At 60.3% G+C, this 23,520-nt stretch carries 29 protein-coding genes; 17 read left to right on the top strand and 12 right to left on the bottom strand.

Features of this window, described 5'->3' with window-relative positions:
• Positions 1-2: 2 nt before the first annotated feature.
• From gshA to ACN9M3_RS02300, 6 genes are all read right to left on the bottom strand, one after another.
• Positions 3-1,595: a glutamate--cysteine ligase gene (gshA, locus tag ACN9M3_RS02275; protein WP_426320303.1), complete on the bottom strand. Its 1,593-nt coding sequence runs from the start codon at positions 1,593-1,595 to the stop codon at positions 3-5.
• A gap of 110 nt (positions 1,596-1,705) precedes the next feature.
• Positions 1,706-2,536, bottom strand: a complete 831-nt coding sequence (prmC, locus tag ACN9M3_RS02280; protein ID WP_426320305.1) for a peptide chain release factor N(5)-glutamine methyltransferase — start codon at positions 2,534-2,536, stop codon at positions 1,706-1,708.
• Complete coding sequence (locus ACN9M3_RS02285) at positions 2,533-3,000, bottom strand: disulfide bond formation protein B (protein ID WP_426167162.1); 468 nt, start codon at positions 2,998-3,000, stop codon at positions 2,533-2,535. Before ACN9M3_RS02285 ends, prmC begins: the two co-directional genes overlap by 4 nt.
• A gap of 129 nt (positions 3,001-3,129) precedes the next feature.
• On the bottom strand, positions 3,130-4,206 hold the full coding sequence (gene prfA, locus ACN9M3_RS02290; RefSeq protein ID WP_342115890.1) for a peptide chain release factor 1: 1,077 nt from the start codon (positions 4,204-4,206) through the stop codon (positions 3,130-3,132).
• Between the two features lie 85 nt (positions 4,207-4,291).
• Positions 4,292-5,566 (bottom strand): glutamyl-tRNA reductase, encoded by a 1,275-nt coding sequence (gene hemA, locus ACN9M3_RS02295; RefSeq protein ID WP_426167164.1) that lies wholly within the window; start codon positions 5,564-5,566, stop codon positions 4,292-4,294.
• Between the two features lie 54 nt (positions 5,567-5,620).
• Positions 5,621-6,310 carry a response regulator transcription factor gene (locus ACN9M3_RS02300; protein WP_426320308.1) on the bottom strand — a complete coding sequence of 230 codons (690 nt, stop codon included), beginning with the start codon at positions 6,308-6,310 and terminating at the stop codon, positions 5,621-5,623.
• 204 nt (positions 6,311-6,514) lie between these two features.
• Here ACN9M3_RS02300 and ACN9M3_RS02305 point away from each other — a divergent pair, with 204 nt between their 5' ends.
• On the top strand, positions 6,515-7,009 hold the full coding sequence (locus ACN9M3_RS02305; protein ID WP_426320310.1) for a hypothetical protein: 495 nt from the start codon (positions 6,515-6,517) through the stop codon (positions 7,007-7,009).
• Positions 7,010-7,064: 55 nt separating this feature from the next.
• Here the strand turns inward: ACN9M3_RS02305 and minE are convergent, their stop codons facing one another.
• The 6 genes from minE to metE all read right to left on the bottom strand — a co-directional run bounded on the left by minE (position 7,065) and on the right by metE (position 11,980).
• Positions 7,065-7,316, bottom strand: coding sequence for a cell division topological specificity factor MinE (gene minE / locus ACN9M3_RS02310; protein WP_130316192.1), 252 nt, complete (start codon positions 7,314-7,316; stop codon positions 7,065-7,067).
• Positions 7,316-8,131 (bottom strand): septum site-determining protein MinD, encoded by an 816-nt coding sequence (minD, locus tag ACN9M3_RS02315; protein WP_130316191.1) that lies wholly within the window; start codon positions 8,129-8,131, stop codon positions 7,316-7,318. Before minD ends, minE begins: the two co-directional genes overlap by 1 nt.
• A gap of 21 nt (positions 8,132-8,152) precedes the next feature.
• Entirely contained in the window at positions 8,153-8,905 is a 753-nt protein-coding gene (gene minC / locus ACN9M3_RS02320) for a septum site-determining protein MinC (RefSeq protein ID WP_426320312.1), read from the bottom strand.
• 82 nt (positions 8,906-8,987) lie between these two features.
• Positions 8,988-9,377 (bottom strand): type II toxin-antitoxin system VapC family toxin, encoded by a 390-nt coding sequence (vapC, locus tag ACN9M3_RS02325; RefSeq protein WP_426167173.1) that lies wholly within the window; start codon positions 9,375-9,377, stop codon positions 8,988-8,990.
• On the bottom strand, positions 9,374-9,568 hold the full coding sequence (locus ACN9M3_RS02330; protein WP_426167175.1) for a type II toxin-antitoxin system VapB family antitoxin: 195 nt from the start codon (positions 9,566-9,568) through the stop codon (positions 9,374-9,376). The genes vapC and ACN9M3_RS02330 overlap by 4 nt, the downstream gene beginning before the upstream one ends.
• Before the next feature lie 81 nt (positions 9,569-9,649).
• Positions 9,650-11,980 (bottom strand): 5-methyltetrahydropteroyltriglutamate--homocysteine S-methyltransferase, encoded by a 2,331-nt coding sequence (gene metE, locus ACN9M3_RS02335; protein ID WP_426320315.1) that lies wholly within the window; start codon positions 11,978-11,980, stop codon positions 9,650-9,652.
• Positions 11,981-12,081: 101 nt separating this feature from the next.
• On the opposite strand from metE, the gene ACN9M3_RS02340 reads away from it, so the two are divergent.
• The 16 genes from ACN9M3_RS02340 (at position 12,082) to ACN9M3_RS02415 (ending at position 23,512) form a co-directional block, all read left to right on the top strand.
• Positions 12,082-12,990, top strand: a complete 909-nt coding sequence (locus ACN9M3_RS02340; protein ID WP_426320317.1) for a LysR substrate-binding domain-containing protein — start codon at positions 12,082-12,084, stop codon at positions 12,988-12,990.
• A 126-nt stretch (positions 12,991-13,116) separates the two neighbouring features.
• Complete coding sequence (locus ACN9M3_RS02345) at positions 13,117-13,389, top strand: hypothetical protein (protein WP_426167181.1); 273 nt, start codon at positions 13,117-13,119, stop codon at positions 13,387-13,389.
• A 75-nt stretch (positions 13,390-13,464) separates the two neighbouring features.
• Entirely contained in the window at positions 13,465-14,643 is a 1,179-nt protein-coding gene (locus tag ACN9M3_RS02350) for an acetyl-CoA C-acetyltransferase (RefSeq protein WP_426320319.1), read from the top strand.
• Positions 14,644-14,674: 31 nt separating this feature from the next.
• A complete protein-coding gene (gene phbB / locus ACN9M3_RS02355; RefSeq protein ID WP_426167185.1) occupies positions 14,675-15,415 on the top strand; it encodes an acetoacetyl-CoA reductase in 741 nt (246 codons plus the stop codon).
• 77 nt (positions 15,416-15,492) lie between these two features.
• Positions 15,493-15,831, top strand: a complete 339-nt coding sequence (locus ACN9M3_RS02360; protein ID WP_426320321.1) for a hypothetical protein — start codon at positions 15,493-15,495, stop codon at positions 15,829-15,831.
• A gap of 78 nt (positions 15,832-15,909) precedes the next feature.
• On the top strand, positions 15,910-16,290 hold the full coding sequence (locus ACN9M3_RS02365) for a DUF1761 domain-containing protein (protein WP_426167189.1): 381 nt from the start codon (positions 15,910-15,912) through the stop codon (positions 16,288-16,290).
• Positions 16,281-16,574: a hypothetical protein gene (locus tag ACN9M3_RS02370; RefSeq protein WP_426320323.1), complete on the top strand. Its 294-nt coding sequence runs from the start codon at positions 16,281-16,283 to the stop codon at positions 16,572-16,574. The genes ACN9M3_RS02365 and ACN9M3_RS02370 overlap by 10 nt, the downstream gene beginning before the upstream one ends.
• The gene (locus ACN9M3_RS02375) at positions 16,549-17,289 is read left to right on the top strand and encodes a hypothetical protein (protein ID WP_426167191.1); all 741 of its coding nucleotides are present in this window, start codon (positions 16,549-16,551) and stop codon (positions 17,287-17,289) included. The genes ACN9M3_RS02370 and ACN9M3_RS02375 overlap by 26 nt, the downstream gene beginning before the upstream one ends.
• Before the next feature lie 27 nt (positions 17,290-17,316).
• Entirely contained in the window at positions 17,317-18,165 is an 849-nt protein-coding gene (locus ACN9M3_RS02380; protein ID WP_426167193.1) for an ATP-grasp domain-containing protein, read from the top strand.
• A gap of 140 nt (positions 18,166-18,305) precedes the next feature.
• Positions 18,306-18,755 carry a hypothetical protein gene (locus ACN9M3_RS02385; RefSeq protein ID WP_426167195.1) on the top strand — a complete coding sequence of 150 codons (450 nt, stop codon included), beginning with the start codon at positions 18,306-18,308 and terminating at the stop codon, positions 18,753-18,755.
• A 14-nt stretch (positions 18,756-18,769) separates the two neighbouring features.
• A complete protein-coding gene (locus ACN9M3_RS02390; RefSeq protein WP_426167197.1) occupies positions 18,770-19,552 on the top strand; it encodes an ATP-grasp domain-containing protein in 783 nt (260 codons plus the stop codon).
• Positions 19,553-19,638: 86 nt separating this feature from the next.
• The gene (locus tag ACN9M3_RS02395) at positions 19,639-20,292 is read left to right on the top strand and encodes a glutathione S-transferase family protein (RefSeq protein WP_426167199.1); all 654 of its coding nucleotides are present in this window, start codon (positions 19,639-19,641) and stop codon (positions 20,290-20,292) included.
• A gap of 17 nt (positions 20,293-20,309) precedes the next feature.
• The gene (locus ACN9M3_RS02400; protein ID WP_426167201.1) at positions 20,310-21,602 is read left to right on the top strand and encodes an amino acid deaminase; all 1,293 of its coding nucleotides are present in this window, start codon (positions 20,310-20,312) and stop codon (positions 21,600-21,602) included.
• A 37-nt stretch (positions 21,603-21,639) separates the two neighbouring features.
• Positions 21,640-22,599, top strand: coding sequence for a prolyl aminopeptidase (gene pip / locus ACN9M3_RS02405; protein WP_426320327.1), 960 nt, complete (start codon positions 21,640-21,642; stop codon positions 22,597-22,599).
• Positions 22,599-23,051: a DUF2721 domain-containing protein gene (locus ACN9M3_RS02410; protein ID WP_426167205.1), complete on the top strand. Its 453-nt coding sequence runs from the start codon at positions 22,599-22,601 to the stop codon at positions 23,049-23,051. The genes pip and ACN9M3_RS02410 overlap by 1 nt, the downstream gene beginning before the upstream one ends.
• Before the next feature lie 8 nt (positions 23,052-23,059).
• Positions 23,060-23,512: a hypothetical protein gene (locus ACN9M3_RS02415; RefSeq protein WP_426167207.1), complete on the top strand. Its 453-nt coding sequence runs from the start codon at positions 23,060-23,062 to the stop codon at positions 23,510-23,512.
• The last annotated feature ends 8 nt before the right edge of the window (positions 23,513-23,520 follow it).

Raw genomic sequence — 23,520 nt, forward strand, 5'->3', positions numbered from 1 at the left:
GGTCAGGTGCAGTGGTTCGGGCACAGGTTGCTGGCCCGGTAGGCCTTGACGTAATCGTCGAAACTGCCGGTCTGGGTACGTTCCAGTTGTTCCTGCTCCGCGATGGAGACGCGCGCCATTTCGCTGAAGCGCGCCACGTCCTCCGCGCTTGGCGGATGGCTGCGGAAGTAAGCCGCATGCTTTTCGCTCTGGTGCAGGCCGAAGGCCGTGAACGACTTGCCGTTCGCGCGCAGCGACTGCAGCACGCGCGCCGAAGGGGTGAGTTCGGGATCGTGCAGCTTGGCCGCCTGTGCTTCCAGCGCCGCCATGTGTTCGCGGCCGCCGTGCTCGCGGTCCAGCAACTCCGCCACGGGCTTGAAGCGCTCCAGCATGTCCAGGCCCCACTGCTTGAGCGTAACCTCTTCGCCATCGCGGGTCAGGGTCAGGCCCGGACGGCGGCCTTCCTTCACCGTGCGCGCGAAATTACGCGCCAGCAGTTCGCCATGCTCCGGCGTGATCAGCGGGCTTTCTTCCAGCGCGGCGAACAGCAGGAACACGTCGAGGAAACGGCCCGTCTGCACGTTGATGCCGACCGGTTCAAAGGGGTCAACATCCATGCAGCGCACTTCGATGTACTGCACGCCGCGGTTGCACAGCGCCTGGATCGGACGCTCGCCGGTGTTGATCACGCGCTTCGGACGGATGGTCGAGTAGTACTCGTTCTCGATCTGGATCACGTTGGTCGACAGCTGGACCCATTCGCCGTCCACCTTGGTGCCGATCTTCGCATACGGCTCGTAAGGCTGGTTGACCGCCTTGGTCAGCGTGGCTACATAGGAATCGAGGCTGTTCTCGTGAGGGTGCAGGCCCGATTGCGCCTCGTTCTGGTAACCCAGGTCGCTCATGCGCAGGCTGGTCGCATACGGCAGGTACAGCGTGTCGCCGGACAGCTTTTCCAGCTTGTGCGGGCGGCCGCGCAGGAAGCCCTCGGCCAACGCCGGCGAAGCGCCGAACAGGTACATCAGCAGCCAGCTGTAGCGGCGGAAGTTGCGAATGGTCGCCAGGTAGGCTTCCGACTGGTAAGCCTTGGGCGTCACGTTGGTCGCGCCCTCGTTCTCGGCCAGGATGCGCCACAGGCGCTCGTCCAGCGAGTAGTTGTAGTGGATGCCGGCGATGCACTGCATTGCCTTGCCATAGCGCAGGGCCAGGCCACGCCGGTACACGTGCTTCAGCATGCCCAGGTTGGATTTGCCGTACCAGGCAATCTCGATGTCTTCCTCGGCCGGCAGCTCGCAGGGCATCGACTGGCTCCAGATCAGTTCATCGCCCAACTTGGTGTAGCTGAAACGGTGGATCGCATCCAGTCTTTCCAGCGTGGTCGCGATGTCATGCTCCGCCGGGGTGATGAACTCCAGCAGTGTCTCCGCGTAGTCGGTGGTGATGTGCGGGTGCGTCAGGGCCGAGCCCAGGGGCAGGGGATGGGGCGTACGCGCCAGGTGGCCGTCCGGTTGGACCCGCAAGGTTTCTCGCTCAATGCCGCGCAGGCCGCCGCCCAGCACTGCACGGTGCTGATCGTCGGCCAACAAGGCCAGGCGGCGAGTCAATAGATTGGACAATTTGCTTCCTTTCCGATGCAGCAAATCAAATTGGTGCGAGATTAACCGAAAACCGAAAAGCGCGTACGATGGCCCCCAAAAACGGCCCGGAAGCCGCATGTTGCCGTATTTTACCCGGGGCGGCGGCCGCCGCTGACCCGTTCGATGCCGGCCAGGTCTTGCCAGCTTTGCACATCAGTGTAACCGGATGACAACAGAAGCGCGCGCACGGCGGCGGCCTGGTCGTAGCCATGTTCCATCAGCAGCCAGCTGCCCGGCGCCAGCCTGGCCGGAGCGCCGGAAATGATGGTGCGCAGTGCGCTCAGGCCATCGGCAAAGTCGGTCAGCGCGCCGCTGGGTTCGAAACGCAGGTCGCCTTCGGACAGGTGGCGGTCGCCATCCGCGATATAGGGCGGATTGGAGACGATCAGGTCGAACTGTTCGCCCTGCACCGCGTCATACCAGTCGCTGTGCAGGAAACGCACCGCAGCGTTATTGCGCTGGGCATTGCGCGCAGCCACGGCCAAGGCCTCCTGGCTGACGTCCAGTGCTGTAACGCTGGCATCCGGCCGGCTATGGGCGACAGCGACGGCGATGGCGCCGCTGCCGGTGCCCATGTCCAGCACCTTGCCGCGCGGCGGCAGGCGCACCAGCGCCAGTTCCACCAGCAATTCCGTGTCGGGACGCGGGATCAATACCGCCGGCGTGGTCTCGAAATCAAGGCCGAAGAACTCACGCTGGCCGATGATATAGGCCACGGGCTCGCCATCATGGCGGCGCTGCAGCAGGGTGGCCACGCGCCCCGCCTCCTCCACGTTCAGCACGCGATCGGATTGCGTAATCAGTGCCGTGCGGCTGATGCCCAGCGCATGGCAAACGAGGATGCGCTGGTCGACCGGATCGAGCAAAGGCTTGCGCTGCAAGGCGCCAAGCGTGATACCGGCCGTGACCTGGTCTTTCATGCGCGCTTGCGCAGCAGCAGCCACGCAGTGACGACGGCCAGGATGCCGAACCAGATGCAAGACCACATCGGGATCACCAGGCCAAAGAATTTCTCGTTCGCGTCCTGGCACAGTCCTTCAGCGTAAAACAGCCAAGGCAGGTATTCCGAGGTAGGGATTTTGTTCAGCATCGTTTCCATAGGATCGATGCCGCAGGACAGGCCAGGATGGGCCAGGATCCACAGCTGCTTGATCGCCACGCCCATGCCGCCCAAAGCGCCCAGCAGGCCAACACCCGCCGCAATTTTCGGCTTGGAAGTAAAGGCCCCGATCAAAGCCGCGAAGCCGATCGCGATGAACAGGTAGCGCTGGATCACGCACAGCGGGCAAGGCATCAGGTACATCACATGCTGCAGATACATTGCCGCGCCAATCATGCCAAAGCTCACAAAGGCGATCGCCAGCAGAACGTTACGGTTGCTCATCGTCATCAAGTTATCAGGGTTGAAAGTCCGCCCAATTCTCGCACAAAGCGCTGAAGCCTTCCTTAAACTAAGTCGGGGTCAGGTCTGGCACAGCTTAATGAGAAGCCAGACCTGACCCCGACTTTCAAATCAGTCGCCGAGGGCGGCCAGTTGCTCGGCCTGGTGCTCGGTGGTCAGGGCTGTCGTCAGTTCGTTCAAGTCGCCGTCCATGATCATGTCCAGCTTGTACAGCGTGAGGTTGATGCGGTGGTCGGTCATGCGGCCTTGCGGGAAGTTGTAGGTGCGGATGCGCTCGCTGCGGTCGCCCGAGCCGATCAGGCTCTTGCGGGTGGCGGCTTCCTTCGATTGCTGTTCGCGCAGCTGCACGTCCTTGATGCGCGCTGCCAGCACCTTCATCGCGGAGGCTTTGTTCTTGTGCTGCGAGCGGTCGTCCTGGCATTCCACCACGATGCCCGATGGGAGGTGGGTGATGCGCACCGCGGAATCGGTCTTGTTGATGTGCTGCCCGCCGGCGCCGGAGGCGCGGAAGGTGTCGATGCGCAGGTCGGCCGGGTTGATGTGGACGTCTTCTACTTCATCCGCTTCCGGCATCACGGCTACGGTGCAGGCGGAAGTGTGGATGCGGCCCTGGGTCTCGGTGGCCGGCACGCGCTGCACGCGGTGGCCGCCAGACTCGAACTTCAGCTTCGAATAGGCGCCATTGCCGATGATGCGCGCGATGACCTCGCGGTAGCCGCCCAGGTCGCTTTCGGATGCGGACACAATCTCCACCTGCCAGCGTGAGCGCTCGGCAAAGCGGGTGTACATGCGCAGCAGGTCGCCGGCAAACAATGCCGACTCGTCGCCTCCGGTGCCGGCGCGGATCTCAAGGAAGATATTGCGCTCGTCGTTTTCATCCTTCGGCAGCAGCATCTTCTGCAGGTCCAGCTCCAGCCCGCCCAGGCGCGCCTTGCCGGCTTCGATTTCTTCCTGCGCGAATTCCTTCATGTCCGGATCGGACAACATCGCTTGCGCATCGTCGATATCGCCCAGCACCTGCAGGTAATCCTTGTACAGCGCCACCAGCGGTTGCAGCTCGCTGTGCTCGCGCGTCATCTTGCGGTAGCTGTCCATATTCGACGTTGCGCCTTCGGACATCAGCAGTTCGTCCAGTTCGACCAGGCGGTTTGCCAGTTGGTCCAGCTTGGCCAGCATTGATGGTTTCATTCGGGTCCTATGCGGAAGGAAGCGCCAGGCGGCGCGGAAAAACGGGAGGTGTGCCGCTTGTGCGGCAGGCTGCGGGGAGGCGCCGCTAACGGCGGCCGCGGAACAATTGTGGCAGCAGTTCGGCCAGTTGGGCGCGCTCGTCGCCCTGGGCCCGGTGCAGCGCCTGCTGCGGGCCGTGCATGAATTTGGCGGTCAGGCCCTTGGACAGCGCTTCCAGCACTGCATCGACCGGTTCACCCTTGGCCAGCAGCTTGCGTGCGCGTTCCAGTTCCAGCAGGCGAATCACTTCGCCATTTTCCTGCAGTCCCTGGATCACCGGCACCACGGCGCGGTCGTCGATCCAGTGCATGAACGATTGCACGCGGGTTTCGATAATTGCCTCGGCCTGCGCAACCGCGGCCTGGCGGTTCTCCATGCCGGTCTGCACCACCTTGCCCAGGTCGTCCACGGTGTACAGGAAGACGTCGTTCAGGCGGCCCACTTCGGGCTCGATATCGCGCGGCACGGCCAGGTCGACCATGAACATCGGCTTGTGGCGGCGGGCCTTGATGGCGCGTTCCACCATGCCCAGCCCGATTAGCGGCAGCGAAGACGCGGTGCAGGAAATGACGATATCGTACTGGTGCAGCTGGTTGCCCAATTCGGCCAGGCGCATGGCCTTGCCGTTGAAGCGATGCGCCAGTGCTTCGCCGCGCTCCATCGTGCGGTTGGCAACAGTGATCGACTTCGGATTCTGCGCCGCGAAGTGCGTGGCGCACAGCTCGATCATTTCACCGGCGCCGATGAACAGCACGTTCTGCTCGGAGATCTTGTCGAAGATGCGCTGCGACAGGCGCACCGCCGCCGCCGCCATCGACACGCTGTGCGCGCCGATCTCGGTGGTGCTGCGCACTTCCTTGGCCACCGAGAAGCTGCGCTGGAACAGTTGGTGCAGGTAGGTGCCCAGTCCGCCCGCTTCATCGGCGGTACGGATCGCATCCTTGATCTGGCCCAGGATCTGGGTTTCGCCGAGCACCATCGAGTCCAGGCCGGATGCGACGCGGAAGGTATGGCGCACGGCATCGTGCTGCGGCAGCATGTACAGGTGCGGGCGCAGCTCGGAGTAATTCAGCTTGTGGAAATCGGCCAGGAACTGGGCGCCGGCGTCGAGCGGGTTGGCGGCATTGCTGGCAGCGTACAGCTCAGTGCGATTACAGGTGGACAGGATGGCTGCTTCGTCGCCGCCTTTCGAATCCGCGCAGGCAAACCAGTTGCGCGCGGCCGCCACAGCCGTCCCCAGCTGCTCAGGCGCGAACGCCAGCCGTTCGCGCAGCGCGACAGGTGCAGTGGTGTGGTTGAGGCCGACGGCGAGCAGTTGCATCTTGGTCCAGACGGAAGATTCCAGTCGCCATTATACCTTGAGCGAGTTTCCCTCTCAGGAACCCAGCTTTTCCAGCCGGTAGCCGTAGCTGTACACCGGCACCAGGCGGAAGCCGTTTTCAGGCTTCAACTGCAATTTATTGCGGACGCGGGAAACGTGGGTATCCATCGTGCGCGACGGGACTTCGGTTTCGCGGATCCAGACCGCTTCGTGGATATAGGCGCGCGACAGCGGACGGCCAATGTTGCGGAAAAACAGCAAAGCCAGGTAGAACTCTTTGTGGGTCACGTCCAGTACTTGCCCGTCCATCAACAAGCGGCCAGGACGCGTCTCGAAGACATATTGGCCGAACTGCAACTGTTCAGCGCCGTTCTGGCTCGGGTAGGCCAAGCGCAGTTGAGCCTGAACGCGCGCCACCAATTCGGCACGGCGCAGCGGTTTGACCAGGAAGTCTTCGGCCCCGGCCGACAGGCCGGCAACAATATCGTCTTCGCCGGAACTGGTGGTCAGGAACATCACAGGGCCGTTTTCAGGCAATTTTTCGCGGGCCTTGTGAATGACCTCGGCAGGATCCATATCGGACACCTGCCAGTCGAGAATCAGCATGTCGACGCTGTCCTTGCGCATATTGGCCAGCAAGTCCTTCCCGGTCTGGTACCCATGGCAGGCATGACCAGCAGAAGTCAGGACCTGGCAGATCAGGTCCGCCTGGCTTCGGTCAGCATCAAGGACAACGATTCTCATGTTCTTTACAGCAATAATGTTAAGAAGCAGTCACACGAATATAACAGAGATTTACAAGAAATAGTTACCAATTTGATCAAAGATTGCTATAAAGCACTATTCTATTGAGTGCCGTGTGAGGCAGTTCTTCATCACACGGTACACTGCTTGGGCTGCCAGCACAATGGAGAGGGTGCGCTTTTGCAAGTCGATTGGAGGTGAAACATGAAAAATGACTGGACTGTGTTGCCTTCCAGCGAAGCGGATATCGATGCGGTGCGCGAGCGTTGCAGGCGCCTAGTGCGGCGCCGCGCAGCAGTTTCGGCCGGCGTGGCGGCAGTACCAATCCCGGGGATTGACGTGGTGTCGGATCTGCGCCTGTTCACCCAGTTGATCGACGATGTGAACCACGAATTTGGCCTGTCGCCGGCCCAGATCGACCGCATGCAGCCGAAATTGAAGCTGATCGCTTACGAGGCTGTCATCAGCCTGGGCGGGATGCTGGTGGGGAAAGTTGTCACGCGCGAGCTGGTTGCGACGGTGTTGAAGCGCAGCGCGGGCAAGATTGCGGCCAAACAGGCGGGCAAACTGGTGCCTATTGCTGGTCAAATTGCGTCAGCTACTATTGGTTTCTTTGCCTTCCGGCAGATTGGCTACCAGCATGTGGATGCTTGCGCCAGGGTGGCCAGGCAGGTGCTGGCAGGGGCGGAAAACCGATAAACCGGCCGTCGCGGGCAAGTGTCAGACCCTGCGGGTCTGACACTGGGTTACCGGTTTAGGCGTCCGGCAGCACCACATTCACATCAAGCACTTCCAGGTTGCCCTGGCGATCCAGCGAGATCTTGATATCGTCCGCCGACACTTTGGTGTACTTCGAAATCACATCAACCAGCTCTTTGTGCAGTGCCGGCATGAAATCCGGCCCGGCGCGGCCATTACGCTCGCGAGCAATAATGATCTGCAAGCGCTCCTTTGCCGCAACCGCCGTCTTGGGCTTGTTCTGGAACAGGAAAGAAAGCAGGGCCATTATTTAGCTCCAAAGATACGCTTCAGGAAACCAGGCTTTTCATAGTCGGTAAACTTCAGCTCAACTTCTTCGCCCAGGAAGCGCGACACCACGTCGGTGTAGGCTTCGGCCACATCGGTTCCCTTGAAGTGGATTGCCGGGTTACCCTGGTTGGAAGCATGCAGCACTTGCTCCGACTCAGGGATGATGCCGATCAAAGGAATGCGCAGGATCTCTTGCACGTCTTCAAACGACAGCATCTCGCCCGCTTCTACGCGCTTCGGCGAGTAACGGGTGATCAGCAGGTGTTCCTTGACCGGTTCGCCGCCGGACAGCGCGCGGCGCGACTTGGCCTGGATGATGCCCAGGATGCGGTCGGAGTCACGCACCGACGACACTTCCGGGTTGGTCACGATCAGGGCCTCGTCGGCGAAGGTCAGCGCCATCAGCGCGCCATGTTCGATACCGGCCGGCGAGTCGCAGACGATGAACTCGAAGTCCATCTTGATCAGCTCGGCCAGCACGGCTTCCACGCCGTCTTCGGTCAGGGCATCCTTGTCGCGGGTCTGGGACGCCGGCAGGATGTACAGGTTTTCGCAGTGCTTGTCCTTGATCAGGGCCTGGTTCAGGGTGGCTTCCTTGTGCACCACGTTGATCAGGTCATACACAACGCGTCGTTCGCAACCCATGATCAGGTCCAGGTTGCGCAGGCCGACGTCAAAGTCGATGACGACGGTTTTGTGGCCGCGCATGGCGAGGCCGGTGGAGAAGCTGGCGCTGGAAGTCGTTTTGCCGACACCGCCCTTGCCGGACGTAACTACAATAATTCGTGCCACAAAGAATCCTTTACTGTTCTGTTATTTTGCGGAATTGACAGATTGTATATCCAGACTCTCGCCCTTTAGCCGGATTTGTACCGGTTTGCGTGCGCTTTCGGTCGGGAAGCCATCCTCAAAAGTACGGTAAACACCTGCGATCGAGACCAGTTCCGGGCTCATCGACATAGCGAAAATACGGGCCGAGGCGTCGCCGGAAGCGCCAGCCAGGGCACGGCCGTTCAAAGTGTTGTAAACGTGAATACTGCCATCCGCGATGATCTCGGCGCCGTTGTTGACGACGGCCATCACGATCAGGTCGCCGCCGCGCGCATAAATGCGCTGGCCGGCCCGGACCGGGGTGTCGATGATCATGGTACCGCTGAATGCTGGTGCCGCCGGCGTGGGAGCCGGGGCCGGCGCAGGGGCCGGAGCTGGCGCTGGCTTCGGAGCAGGGACCGGCGCCTCTTCGCGCTTGCCGCTGTCCAGTTGCAGGCCGTGTTGCTGGATTTCTTCCACCATGTCCGGCTTGGCGTTGCGTACGGCAACCGGGTTCAGGCGGTATTTTTTCAGGAGGGCGATCGTTGCCGCCCAGTCAATGCGTTCGCAGCCAGGCGCCAGGTCACCGACGTCGATGACCGCCAGGTCCCCTTCGAAGAAATCGGAAACGCCGCCAGTCATCTCATGCATGGCGGCGTCGAGGGCGACGAGGTCGCTCGTGTACATAATGGCGGACACGGCGACAACGGTGGAAATCTTGATTTCGATAGGCTTTTGAAGCTTGCTTTTCGGCATAACAATCGCAGAGTAACGGGCATGGCCCAGGCTGGGTGCATTGTACTTTGCTTAAGCTTGCTTGGGGAGGGGAGCCCAGTGTTTATGCGGGCTGCAGGCCTAGATGAACGACGAACGGGTCGAAATCCCTGTCACTGTAGAGCAGTGCATGGCGCGATTCGATGCAACGCGTCGCGATCAAGGTGTCCACAGTTTTCCGGATGGTGACTCCAAGGGATTGCAATTGCCTGAAGTTCCTGGCTGCCTGGATTGCAATCTCGACACCACCGATGTCGATCGTCTCTAGTGTCAAAAGCAACTTTCTGGCCTGATTGAAGTCGCGCTGGCGACGGAAGCCCTGCAGCACTTCCGTCAAGATCAAGTCGCCGATAGCAATGGGCTCGTTGCCCAGCAATCGATCAAGCCGTTCGACTTGAGGCGTCGCATTGCCGCGGAAATAGTCGATCCAGACGCTGGAATCGACCAGGATCATTTATCGACCCTCATTGCGTCCAGATCGCCTTCCCACTGCAATTTACCCTTGAAGCGCCGGATTTCCTCCTGTTGCTTTAGCCGCAACAACGTCCGAAGTCCCATTTCGACCGCTTCACGCTTGGTAGCGGCCCCGGTTAGTCGCAACGCGTCGTCCATCAATTTGTCGTCTATCTCGATATTGGTGCGCATGATGTGTACTCGCGGAGGTTCTTATACACATACTATGACGGCCTTGGCTTCGGCGCAAACGAGAAATTTGCGTGTGCAAAGTTATGAAAGCTGGATTTCCGCGCGGAGTTGCTGGGCAGCGACAACCATATTTTGCAGGGCGGCGGACGTCTCTGGCCAGGCGCGGGTCTTGAGGCCGCAGTCCGGGTTGACCCAGAGCTGGGCTGGCGGGACGACTTTCGCAGCCTTGCGCAACAGCTCGGCCATTTCTTCACTGCCGGGAACGCGCGGCGAATGGATGTCGTACACGCCGGGGCCGATCTCGTTTGGATAGCGGAAGCTGGCAAAGCCGCCCAGCAGTTCCATCGCGGAACGGCTCGACTCGATCGTGATCACGTCCGCATCCAGCGCGGCAATCGCTGGCAGGATGTCGTTGAACTCGGCGTAGCACATATGGGTGTGGATTTGCGTCGCGTCGGCAGCCACCGCGGCGCTGATGCGGAAAGCTTTCGTGGCCCAGGCGAGGTAAGCATCCCAGCGGTTGCGGCGCAGCGGCAGGCCTTCGCGCAAGGCTGGCTCGTCGATCTGGATGATGGCGATGCCGGCGTTTTCCAGGTCGCGTACTTCGTCCCGGATGGCGGCCGCAATCTGCTGCGCGGTGTCTTCGCGCGGCTGGTCGTCGCGCACGAAAGACCACTGCAGGATTGTCACCGGCCCGGTCAGCATGCCTTTCATCGGCTTGCGGGTCAGGCTTTGCGCGTATTCCGTCCAGCCAACCGTCATCGCTTGCGGGCGCTGCACGTCGCCGTAAATGACTGGCGGCTTCACGCAGCGCGAGCCGTAGGATTGCACCCAGCCGTTCACGGTGAACGCAAATCCGTCGAGCTGTTCGCCGAAGTATTCGACCATGTCGTTGCGCTCGGCTTCACCATGCACCAGCACGTCGAGGCCAAGTTCTTCCTGCGTGCGGACGGCATGCGCGATCTCGGCGCGCATCGCCTGCTGGTAGTCCGGCGCGGACAATTCGCCGCGCTTGAAGGCTGCGCGGGCAATACGGATTTCCGGTGTCTGCGGGAAGGAACCGATGGTCGTGGTCGGGAATGCCGGCAACTGCAGGCGCTCGCGTTGCAAATGCTGGCGCTGCGCGAATGGCGAGTTGCGGCGCGCAGCGGCATCGTCCGACGCCAGGCCTGCCATGCGTGCTGACACATCGGTGTTGTGCACACGGGTGCTGGCGCGGCGGCATTCCAATGCTGCACGCGCTTCGGCAAATCCTCGAGCAACCTGCCCCGACACTCGCTCATCGGCAGACAATGCCGCTTTAAGCAGCGCAAGCTCCGCCAGCTTTTCTTCGGCGAAGGCCAGCCACGAGCGCAACTCGTCGTCCAGCGCAGGTTCCGCCGCCAGGCTGTACGGCACATGCAGCAGCGAGCACGAGGTCGACAGCCACACCGGGCCACTGCGCTTGGATAGGACAGGCATCAGCGTGGCCATGGTTGCATCGAGATCGGTGCGCCAGATGTTGCGGCCATCGATCACGCCGATCGACAGCACCTTGTGCGCCGGCAGCCAGTCGGCCACGCTGGTCAGCTCGCTGGCGGCGCGTACCGCATCCACATGCAGGCCTGCGACGGGCAGGCGGCAGGCCAGGCTGACGTTTTCCTCCAGCGGCGAGAAATAGGTAGCGACAATCAGTTCGGCGCCCGCCTGGTTGAGCAGCCAGTACGCTGGTTCGAAGGCATTACGCCAAGCGTTGGGCAGGTCGAGACCGAGGATCGGCTCATCGAGTTGCACCCAGTCGGCGCCGGCAACGCGCAACTGCATCAGCAAGCGGCTGTATTGTGGCAGCAGGCGATCGAGCAGGTCGAGGCGGCTGAAGCCTGGCGCTGCATCGCGTTCCTTGCCAAGCCAGAGGAAGGTCAGTGGGCCGAGCAGGACGGCCTTGACGCGATGCCCGGCGACGCGGGCTTCGCTGACTTCGTCCAGCAGGCGCTTGCTGTACAGGTCGAAGGAAGTGGATTCGCTGAATTCCGGCACCAGATAGTGGTAGTTGGTGTCGAACCATTTGGTCATTTCCAGCGCTGCACCATTGTGGCCACAGCCGCACGATGCGTGTGCACTGTCGCCACGCGCCATGGCGAAATAGCGCGCCAGCGGCGTCTCGTCGCCGCTGAAACCGAAGCGCGACGGCTCGCAGCCGAACAGTTGGATATGGTTGGCCACATGGTCGTAGAAAGCAAAGTCGCCTACCGTCACGAAGTCCAGGCCATGCTGGCGCTGGGTTTCCCAGTGCCGGGCACGGAGATTGCTCGCAGTTTGCTGCAGCGCGGCCTCGGACGATTCACCGCGCCAGAAGCGCTCCAGCGCAAATTTCAGTTCGCGCGCTGCGCCGATGCGTGGAAAGCCAGGAATATGTGTTTGAACGAGTTTCATTTTTGTCATGCTTAAGAAATATTGGTGAAGTACAGTTTGCGGCATGACGGCATATAATAAAAACGAAACTTTTTATGCATCCACTTGAAAACTTTTCATACATGCTTGAGATTCGTCACCTGCGCACGCTGTCTGCGCTCCGTTCCTCCGGTAGCCTGGTCAAGGCGGCACAACTGCTCAACCTGACGCAGTCGGCTTTGTCGCACCAGATCAAGTTGCTGGAGGATCGCTACGGTACGCCGCTATTTGAGCGTAAATCGATACCGATCGGCTTCACCGCGACCGGCGAACGTCTGCTGAAACTGGCCGATACCCTGCTGCCGGAAGTCGAGCGCGCCGAGCGCGACGTGCTGCGCCTGTCGCAGGGCGACACCGGCCAGTTGCGGGTCGCACTTGAATGCCATACCTGTTTCGACTGGCTGATGCCGGTGATGGATGCTTTCCGCACCCGCTGGCCAGAGGTGGAAATCGACCTGGTGTCCGGCTTCCACAGCGAACCGGCCGACCTGCTGCGCAGCGGTACAGCTGACCTCGTGATCGGTTCGGACTACAGCGCCGAGTACTCAACCTTCCCGCTGTTCCGCTTCGAAATCCTGGCCGTGATGGCGCAAAAGCACCGCCTCGCCACGCAACGCCGCCTGTCGGCGCCAGACTTTGCAGGCGAAACCCTGATCACCTACCCGGTGCCCGAAACGCGCATCGACCTGATCCGCGAAGTGCTGCGTCCAGCCGGCATTGAGTTCCAGCGCCGCACCGCCGAACTCACGGTCATGATTCTGCAACTGGTTGCAAGCCGGCGCGGCGTGGCCGCATTGCCGAACTGGGCGATCAAGAATTACGTCGACTACGACTACGTCATCGCCCGTCCGATCGGCGAGACCGGCTTGTGGAGCGACCTGTTCGTCTCGGTGCCTCCGGCCTTGCAGCACAAGGCTTACGTGGCCGACTTCGTCAATGTGATACGCGAGCAATGCGCGGCCACCTTGGACGGTATCAAGTTATTGTCGTGACATCGCGTAGGGTTTTATGCAAAATGAAAGCGGCCTTGATGTTTATCAAACAATTGTCTGGAATCGCGTACTAACATGAGAAGTCTTGCGGTATCTCAGCCACCGAACAACTGAAGGAGCATGGGCATGTACGCGTTCAATGATGAATTTTCCCGCGCCGCACAAGCGGCTTTTGACGCGCAACTCGCCAGCTTCGCCAGCATCTGTGACTGGCATCGTGATACCACATTGGCTTCTCTTGCTGCCATGACCGCAGCCTCCAACGAATTCCTGGCCATCCAGCATCCACAAGACCTGCTGCAAATGGCAACCGACCAGGGCAAGCACGCCATCGACCGTGCGCAGGCTTATGGACGCGAGGCAACAGAAGTGGCTTTGAATAAGCCCCTGTTCCGGTAGGCCATAGCTGGCCGCACGCATGGCACTTAGCTAGAATGCATTGAATGATTTTCATACCACTCCCGGAGAAGCAGAATGGATGATGTAGTAATTGTTGCAGCAGGCCGTACCGCCGTTGGCAAGTTCGGCGGTTCCCTGGCCAAGACCCCGGCAGCAGAGCTGGGCGCTCATGTCATCAAGGGCCTGTTGGCCCAGACTGGCATCGACCCTAACCTGGTCAGCGAAGTGATCATGGGCCAGGTGCTGACCGCTGGCGTTGGCCAGAATCCCGCACGCCAGGCTGTGATCAAGTCCGGCCTGCCAAGCGCCATTCCGGGCTATACCATCAACAAGGTGTGCGGCAGCGGCCTCAAGGCCACCCACCTGGCGGCGCAAGCTATCAAGTGCGGCGACGCCAACATCATCATCGCCGGCGGCCAGGAAAACATGAGCGCCTCGCCGCACGTGCTGAACGGCTCGCGCGACGGCTTCCGCATGGGCGACGCCAAGATGGTCGACACCATGATCGTCGATGGCCTGTGGGACGTGTACAACCAGTACCACATGGGCATCACCGCCGAGAACGTCGCCAAGAAATACGATATCTCGCGCAGCCAGCAAGATGAATTCGCGCTGCAGTCGCAGCTGAAAGCGGAAGCCGCGCAAAAGGCCGGCAAGTTCAAGGATGAGATCCTGCCGCTGGAAATCGTGCAGAAGAAAGGCAGCATCTTCTTCGACCAGGACGAATACGTGAAGCCGGGCTCGACCCTGGAAGCGCTGTCCGGCCTGCGCCCAGCCTTCGACAAGGCAGGCTCCGTCACCGCCGGCAATGCTTCCGGCATCAACGACGGCGCCGCAGCGGTGATGATGATGTCCGCCAGGCAGGCCAAGGAACTGGGCCTGACTCCGCTGGCCCGCATCAAGGCTTACGCCTCGTCCGGCCTCGACCCGGCTTATATGGGCATGGGCCCGGTCCCCGCTTCGCAACTGTGCCTGAAGAAGGCCGGCTGGTCGCCACAGGACCTGGACCTGATGGAGATCAACGAAGCGTTCGCCGCGCAAGCCTGCGCCGTGAACAAGGAAATGGGCTGGGACACCAGCAAGATCAACGTCAACGGCGGCGCGATTGCGATCGGCCACCCGATCGGCGCATCCGGCGCCCGCATCCTGGTGACCCTGCTGCATGAAATGGTTCGCCGTGACGCCAAGAAGGGCCTGGCCTCGCTGTGCATCGGCGGCGGCATGGGCGTAGCACTGGCAGTTGAGAGGGAATGAGCTTTCGTTTAAATAAATAGGGGAACATTAAATGGCACGAGTTGCATTGGTAACAGGCGGCATGGGTGGTCTGGGCGAAGCGATCTGCATCAAGATGGTCGCACTGGGCTACAAAGTGGTAACCACGTATTCCCCGAGCAATAAGACGCACGAGTCGTGGCTGGCCACGATGAAGGACCAGGGCTATAACTTCACGGCCTATCCTTGCGATGTGTCGGACTACGATTCGGCGCAAACCTGCATCGCAGCAGTCGAGCGCGACATCGGCCCGGTTGACGTGCTGGTGAATAACGCCGGTATCACCCGCGACATGACCTTCAAGAAGATGGACAAGGTCAATTGGGACGCCGTGATGAAGACCAACCTGGACTCCGTGTTCAACATGACCAAGCCGGTAGCGGATGGCATGGTGGACCGTGGCTGGGGCCGCATCATCAACATCTCCTCGGTGAACGGCCAGAAGGGTGCATTCGGCCAGACCAACTACTCGGCGGCTAAGGCTGGCGTGCATGGCTTCACCAAGGCGCTGGCGCTGGAAGTGGCACGCAAGGGCGTGACCGTCAACACCATCTCGCCAGGCTATATCGGCACCAAGATGGTGATGGAGATCCCGAAAGACGTGCTGGATTCGAAGATCATCCCGCAGATCCCGATGGCGCGCCTGGGCAAGCCGGAAGAAGTAGCCGGCCTGGTGGCCTACTTGGCATCGGAAGAAGCGGCCTTCGTCACCGGCGCTAATATCGCGATCAACGGCGGCCAGCACATGTCCTGATCGAAGCAAAGAGCAACGCAACACCCAAACGCCGTCCGGCCTCCGCGCCGGTCGGCGTTTGTTCTTTTGGAGGCGCCATGAAAAAAATGCTGCCCGTGCTGCTGCTTGTAGCCTGCAGCCGCGACATCCCGCAAGACAAGCTGCTCGACATCCTGAACCAGCGCGCGCCGCTGGTAGCGCACATCGGTCCCGTCATCAAGGTCGACGTGCTGAGCACCGCCAAGGCCGCTGCCACCGGCCGCAGTTGTGAAGTCCGCCTGATGCACGTCACCGGCAAGAAAGGCTCCACCTACGTCAGCTTCCTGCGCCGCGAAGAACCCGGCGGCACCGAATCCGCCCTGACCTGGGCCGATGACCGCCAGGCCGCCAGCGGCAAGATGGGAGAAATGCTTTCGGCGCATTGCAACAACAAGTGATTGACGCACGCTGCCCGGCTCACATATCGTTCATTCTCAACAATAATTTGCTGGGGGACAACGATGCATACGATGGGCATGAATATTTTCGCCGCGCTGCTGGCCGCGGTATCGAGTTTCATGTTGGGCGGCCTGTGGTATTCGCCGGCCGTGTTCGGCAAGATGTGGAATGACGAGAACGGCGGCGTCAAACCGGACGGCCATCCGGTACGCGTATTCGGCGTGGCATTTGTCTTTTCCCTTCTCGCGGCGTTCGCGTTTGCACGCTGGGTCGGCCCGGCGCCAACGCTCGACTATGCCATCAAGCACGCCTTGCTGGCTGGCTTCGGCATGGTGGCAGCCAGCTTCGGCATCAACTACCAGTTCGCCAACCGCAGCGTCAAGCTGCTACTGATCGACGGTGGTTACCACACTGCGCAGTTCCTCGTTTTCGGACTGATCCTCGGTTTATGGCATTGAGCATTGTCGTGATGTGGACAGTTGCCGCGATTATCGCGTTGAATTGGCTGTCCCTCATTGCATATATCGTCACAAGGCACGAAGGTAACTTCTCCTTTGCCCCGCCATTTCTGTGTGGCATTGCCGGCGCTATCGCAAGTGCCATGTCGAATGAGCCGTATGGCTTCGCGATCTCTGCAGCATTCTTGCTGCTTGACCCCAGCATAGGACTGGCGCTGGGGACTATCGCCTTTAAGAAATGTCGGGGGGCTCAACGCAATGAGAATACTGAAAAAGCTGATTGAAGTCTTCGATCGCAGAAAGAGCCGGGAAGGCCCTGTGGCCTCGGCTGCGGCGCCGTTTGAAACGCCAAGTTCGTCAGGGAATACGAAAGTTAGGCCGACCGCTAGAAGTATCATTGAAGCACTTCGCAGCGATGAGATGATTATAGCCAAGCGTCAGCTACGGGAGTGGTGGATCGGCTTGCATAAAGAGTGGCTTCCTTCCGGCGAATGCTGGGTCATTGGAGGATACTTCTTCTTCTTTGATTTCCAATGGCCACTAGTCGAGGCTATTGGCAATGCTTTCGAAAGCGCATCAAGCCCGAGAATTTTCGTCGGCCGAGCCGCATACTGGCGAGTCGCATCCATCGAACTGTGGGAGGCCGGAAAAATCGAAGTACTTCGCAGGAGACTTCCGGGAGCACTAAGGATCTACGATCCCCAGGTCTACTTGATCTGGGCGAGGGTATTGGTTCTCGATGGTAAGTCGCTGGAAGCTGGAAAGTATTTCCTCTTCTCTGGTCTGTATGATGATTCCGAGAGTGAGTTTGTATCGCACTTCAAACGGACTCTCGCTCGGGCACATCCGAACGAAATCACTGGAAGAATGCCTGGGCCTTGCACAACAAGAAGGGCAAGGCGAGGATTCCCACCTAAGGTTTATGAGGACTTGGCAACCGTGCCCAGTCCGGAATGGTTGAGGCGACGTCCCGCTCAGTTGATGTGGGCGACATATTAGCCTCATGACCACAACATTGCGCATAGAATGGGTTATGCATTGAGCAGGGTGAACGTTGCGCGTATTGAGAAAAAGCTTTTCGTTGTTAGCGACGTGGTGGGCGTATCCGCATACGACTTCAACTTCGACTTGCACTTTGCATGCGATCATCCATATCGGGTCGAGGGCGAGTCGCTGTGCATCCTGAGGATCGGCCCTATCGACGATTACGCAGCCGAATTCAGGGAGAAGCTGGACATGGGGCTACGCCTCGTGAACTCCCCGGACGAGCACTCCCGCGCCAGTGAACTTGAACACTGGTATCCCTACCTGGAAGGGCTCACGCCGCGAACCCAGGTCTTTGATGCATTGCCGCACGTGGAAGAAATCGAACAAGATTTCCAGTGGCCAGTCTTCATGAAGGGCTCCAGGCAAACGAGCAAGCATAATCCTGATCTGTCTGTCATTCAAAGCCGTGAGCACTATGCATTGGTTTCGGAGAAGTATCGTAACGATCCGATCCTGCACTGGCAGAAGCCGGTAATTCGAGAGTTTGTCCCACTTATGCCGGTGGAGGGCAGTGTCCCAGGTAAGGTTAAGCCGTCGATGGAGTATCGATCATTCTGGTGGCATGGCAAGTGTGTCGGTTGGGGGCGGTACTGGTACCAGGTCGCTCCGTATCATTGCGCCGATGTTGATGCCGGGCTAGAGGTCGCCAGGCAAGCCGCCGCGCGCCTTGATGTGCCATTCCTCGTAGTAGATTTCGCAAAAACCGCAAATGGGCGTTGGATCGTGATCGAGTGTAATGATGCGCAGGAGTCCGGCTATGCAGGCATTCCTCCGCAGGTGCTCTGGCAAAACGTTCTCGCGCAATTTCTCAGCCCTTGTCAAAGATGACAAGGCCGTACGAATGGAGACCGATCCCGCACCATCTGGATATTGTTTGTCCAGCGTGCAAGCAGCGCGCAGAATTCGAGTTTGCCGAAGTTGTTTGCATCAAGCTGAAATCGGATGTGGAATTTTTTCAGAAGAGCAGCTTGTTCGAGTACCAGCAGTTCCAGGACTCATGCGGCCATAAGTGGCATGCGGCACTCTATTACCAGGGACTTCATGGTCGTCCCGAGAAGGCACTTCACGAACTCCCTGATGGCTATTCCGCGGACGACTGGGAGCATTCGCGGTTTCTCAAAAATCGTAGCGGCTGGCCGGTTGGCTCGATTCGATGTGGTTCCTGCCATCTGCGGCGCAAGCATGTGTTGAGCTGGCCCACAGACGCCTATTTTTCGATCACCTACCGCAACCATGTGCTCTGGGCGTTTCACCGCGAATCCGCCAGCGAAGTGTTGCAGTACTTGCTGTCCAAGGACAGGAATCGGTCGCGGTATCGTTGGGGTTGCTTCATGCTGTACATTCCAACCATATTCAAAACAGGTAAGGCCAGGGAGTCCGTTGCAAAGCAACTGAAAAACCTGCTCCTCCTGCCATAACTGGAAAGCCCCGAATGTATTTGTTATACCCTTCTGATCCATTCAATAAATCAGCCGTGGACGAAGAGTACGCGGAAGAGTTTGCTGCCGTCATTAAGGCGGGCCTTGCTTACTCCCTGTTCTCGTTTGAAGACTTTGAGAGCGATCGGTTCCGCGCCAGGCCGGTGCTCCCGGCTGGCGTGAAGGTCGTTTATCGAGGATGGATGATGACGCCCGAGTCGTATGCTCGACTGGCTGAAGGCGTTGCCGCGAGTGGGGCGCAAATGAAGACCAGTGCCGAGGAATACCGCCGGTGTCATTATTTGCCAGAGTGGTATCCCGTTTGTGAAGCGTGGACGCCCGAAACCATCGTGGCGGAAAGAAGCGCCGACTTTGTGAGTCTTGTCAGTGGCAAGAATTGGCCAGCTTATTTCGTCAAGGATTACGTCAAGTCACTCACCACGCAGCGTGGGTCGGTCGCACAAACGCCTGAAGGGATCGCGGAAGTGGTTTCCCTGATTGCGCAATACAGGGGCTCGGTGGAGGGCGGGATATGTATTCGCAAGTTTGAGGAGCTCCGTCCCGAAACCGAAGAACGATACTTCGTACTCAACCGGAAAGCGTTCTCAAGGGACGGAAATGTTCCTGCACTCGTTGCGGAAGTGGCCGAACGTGTTTCGAGCCCCTTCTTTTCCGTTGATACTGTCCTTGATGCGTCTGGCCAATTGAGGTTGATAGAACTGGGTGACGGACAGGTATCAGATAGGAAAAAGTGGACGCCTGCCCAGTTTGCTGCAATGCTTCAGAACCAGCCGTAAGATCAACGGCTTATGTCGATTTCACCGCTGGTGATTCGTCGTCATTCCTGAAAGGGCATTTTCGCCTCGATTACCAGGAGACTCCGATGAACAAAACCATTACTGCATTCGAACGTTCGCCCGATGGCGGCATGGGCCTGGCACGCGATACGCGCGTCCGCTGGGCGCTCGAAGAAACAGGCCAGGCTTACGAGGTACGGCCGGTTTCCTTCGCCGCGATGAAGGAGCCTAAGCACCTTGCCCTGCATCCGTTCGGCCAGATTCCGACCTATGAGGAAGGCGACCTGACGTTGTTCGAGTCGGGCGCGATCATTTTCCATATCGCTTCGCACTATCCGGGCCTGTTGCCGGAGGATGCCAATGCCCGGGCGCGTGCGATCACATGGATGTTTGCGGCACTCAACACGGTTGAGCCGCCGATCCTGGAAATCGTTATCGCCAAATTCCAGGAGGGTGACAAGCCGTGGAGCAAAGAGCGCCTGCCCCTGATCATGGATCGTATCCGCGTTCGGCTTGGCCAGCTCTCCGCGCGCCTGGGTGATGCACAATGGCTGGATGGCGATTTCAGCGCGGGCGACCTGGTCATGGTGTCGGTGCTGCTCAGGCTCAAGCCATCGGGTATCCTCAGTGAATTCCCCCGACTGGCCGCATATGTGGCCCGTGGCGAAGCGCGCCCCGCCTACAAGCGAGCCTTTGCCGCACAGTTGGCGTTTAATACTGCCGAGCCAGCGGCCGGCTGACGATGATTGGATGACTTATGTACGCGCTGCCCGAACTCGATGAACAAATCCTGCAGCCTGGCGTGAAAGGCCTGCCTATCGTGGAGCCGCTGCGTCAGCACATGATCGGCGCCCAGCATTGGAACGTGCTGGCGGCGGACACGAGCCTGCCGGTGGCGGTACTGAAGGCTTCTGCACTGCAGCACAACCTGGCCTGGATGCGCGGCTTCTGCGAGCGCCATGGGGTGCTGTTGGCGCCGCACGGCAAGACCACCATGAGCCCGCATCTGTTCGCGGCGCAAATCGAGAACGGCGCCTGGGGAATCACGCTGGCCACTATCCCGCAGGTGCAGATCGCGGCGCGTTTTGGCGTGCGGCGCGTGATCCTCGCCAATGAACTGGTGGCGCCGGCCGATATCCGCGCGGTACTGCACCTGATGCAGGAGGACCATTCCTTCGAGTTCTTCGCACTGGTCGATTCGCAGCAAGGCGTCGAGCGCCTGGCGCGTGCCGTGCAGGCCTTAGGGCTCGCGCGGCCCTTGCCGTTGCTGGTTGAACTGGGCATGAAGGGCAGGCGCGCCGGATGCCGCGATCCGGAGGAAGTGATGGCGGTAGCGCGTGCCATCGCCGCTGCACCCGGACTGCAACTGGCCGGCATCGAGGGCTATGAAGGCCTGGTCGTGACCGACAACCGCGATGCCGATGTGGAGCTGGTCAACGGCTTCCTGCAGCGCATGGCGGAAATGCTGAGGGCCGCGGCGGCGGAAGGCCTGTTCGGCGGCGAGCAGGTGATTATCTCTGCCGGCGGCTCGGCCTATTTCGACCGCGTGGCGCGCGAGTTTGCCGGGCTGGCCGTGCAAGGCAAGAAAGTCCTGCCGATCCTGCGCAGCGGATGCTACCTGACCAATGACCACGGCTACTACGGTGGTTTGACCAGTGAACTGGCCAGCCGCGAGGGCAAGGCGGCAGGGGAGGGCCTGCGGCCGGCGCTGGAAGTCTGGACCACGGTACTGTCGCTCCCCGAGCCGAACCTGGCCATCCTGTCCATGGGCAAGCGCGATGCCTCGCACGACCTGGGCCTGCCGCGGCCAATCGCCGCGCATCGGCCGGGCGCGGGCGCGCTGGCGCTGCCGGAGGGCGCCGTGATCGACAAGATGAACGACCAGCACGCCTACCTGCGCTGGCCGGAGGGCGTCGAAGGGGGCCTGCAGGTGGGCGACCTGGTGGGCTGCGGCATCTCCCACCCCTGCACCACCTTCGACAAATGGCCGCTGATGCTGCTTGTGGATGACACGTACAACGTTCTTCAAGCCATCAATACCTTCTTCTGAGCGGTTACAATCTTGGCTTCACGCACAGAGGATAGACATGCCCGACGCCTTGCCACACCTGTTCCCGCCAATCCAGCCCCGCAATAGCGGCATGCTGGCTGTCGATGACATCCATACAATTTATTGGGAAGAGGTGGGCAACCCGAACGGCATTCCGGTCGTCTTCTTCCACGGCGGCCCTGGCGCAGGCATGTCGCCGCAGCACCGCCGCTTCTTCAACCCGGACCACTACCGGGTCATCCTGTTTGACCAGCGCGGCGCCGGCAAATCGACCCCGTTGGGCGAGGTGCGCAACAACACCACCCAGCTCCTGATTGAGGACATCGAGCGCCTGCGCGCCCTGTTCGGCATCGATAAATGGCTGGTATTCGGCGGCTCCTGGGGCTCGACGCTGGCGCTGGCTTACGGCCAAGCCCACCCGGAGCGTTGCCTGGGCTTCGTCCTGCGCGGCATCTTCCTCTGCACCCAGAAGGAAATCGACTGGTTCCTGCAAGGCTCGGAATGGTTCCATCCGGAGGTGTACGACGAATTCGTCGCCACCATCCCGGCCGGTGAGCGCGGCAACCTGCTGCAAGCCTACGTCAAGCGCATCATGGACCCGAACCCGGACGTGCACTGGCCCGCCGTGCGCGCCTGGAGCAAGTTCGAAGGCCGCCGCGTCTTCCTGCTGCCGCAGCCGGAGGAACCGCCATCGGACACCCTCGACCTGGGCGTCGGCCGCATGGAATCGCACTACATGGCCAACCTGGGCTTCTTCTCCGACGGCCAGTTGCTGGCCAATGTGCCGCTTATCGCCCACCTGCCGGCGGTGATCGTCCAGGGCCGCTATGACGTGATCTGCCCGCCGGTATCGGCCTTGCGCCTGCAGCAGGCCTGGGGCGCCAATGCCGTGATGAAGATGATTCCGGACGCCGGCCACGGCGCCATGGAGCAGGGCATCAGCCGCGCCCTGGTCAACGCTACCGAACAATTCCGTCAGCAAGGACGCTTCGCATAATGAATCTGCAGCTTGGCGACATCGCCCACATCATCCAGCTTGCGATTGCCCCGGTTTTCATGCTGTCCACAGTCTGCACCAATCTCCTGGTGCTGCTGAACCGCCTGGCGCGCATCATCGACCGCTCGCGCGTGCTGGAAGAGCGCCTCGACGTGGCCTATAACGACACGTATATCAACGAGCTCGATATCCTGTACCGCCGCTCTCACCTGATCAATGTTGCGATTGCGCTGTGCACGGCCTGCGGCCTGTTCGTCTGCCTGGTGGTGGCTCTGCTGTTCGTTGGCGACGCTACCAACGTCGCGCTGGACAAGTACATTGCCGGCCTGTTCATCGCCGCGATGATTTGCCTGATCGGCAACTTCGGCTACCTGCTGCGCGAAATCTTCATCGCCTCGACATTCATGCGTGCCCACCGCCACGTGCGGCACATCGAAAGAAATCCAAACTAAGAGTCATCATGCACGATTACAAACGCCCACCTACGCTGCACCGCTACGGCCCGCGCAGCGAACTCGAACAAGCCCTGAAGGATGGCCAGTTCGTGCTGCGCCCTGTGGGCAGCTTCCTGACCCTGAGCTTTTCGCAAGCCTGGAACCGCGACCTGTTCGACCATTTCGGCGCCGACAGCTGCCTGGTGATCCACAACACCGAGGAATTCGGTGAGCGCATTCATCGCGCCGTGCAGCGCACCTTGCCGAATTGGGCCGGCATCGATGGCGCCATCGAATACGGTGGCCGCGCCGCGCTGGGCGCTGCCTTCACCAAGACGCGTGAAGATGCGGTCGAGAAAGAATGGCAGTTTGCCTGGCGCTCCATGCAGACCGCATCCACCATGAACCCGGTGGTGATCCGCATCGGCAGCCTTGAGAATTTTGCGGAAGTGCGCGACCGCGACCACTACACGGCCTAAGCCGCCGC

The sequence above is a fragment of the Pseudoduganella sp. R-43 genome (assembly GCF_049913255.1).
Classification (GTDB): Bacteria; Pseudomonadota; Gammaproteobacteria; order Burkholderiales; family Burkholderiaceae_D; genus Rugamonas.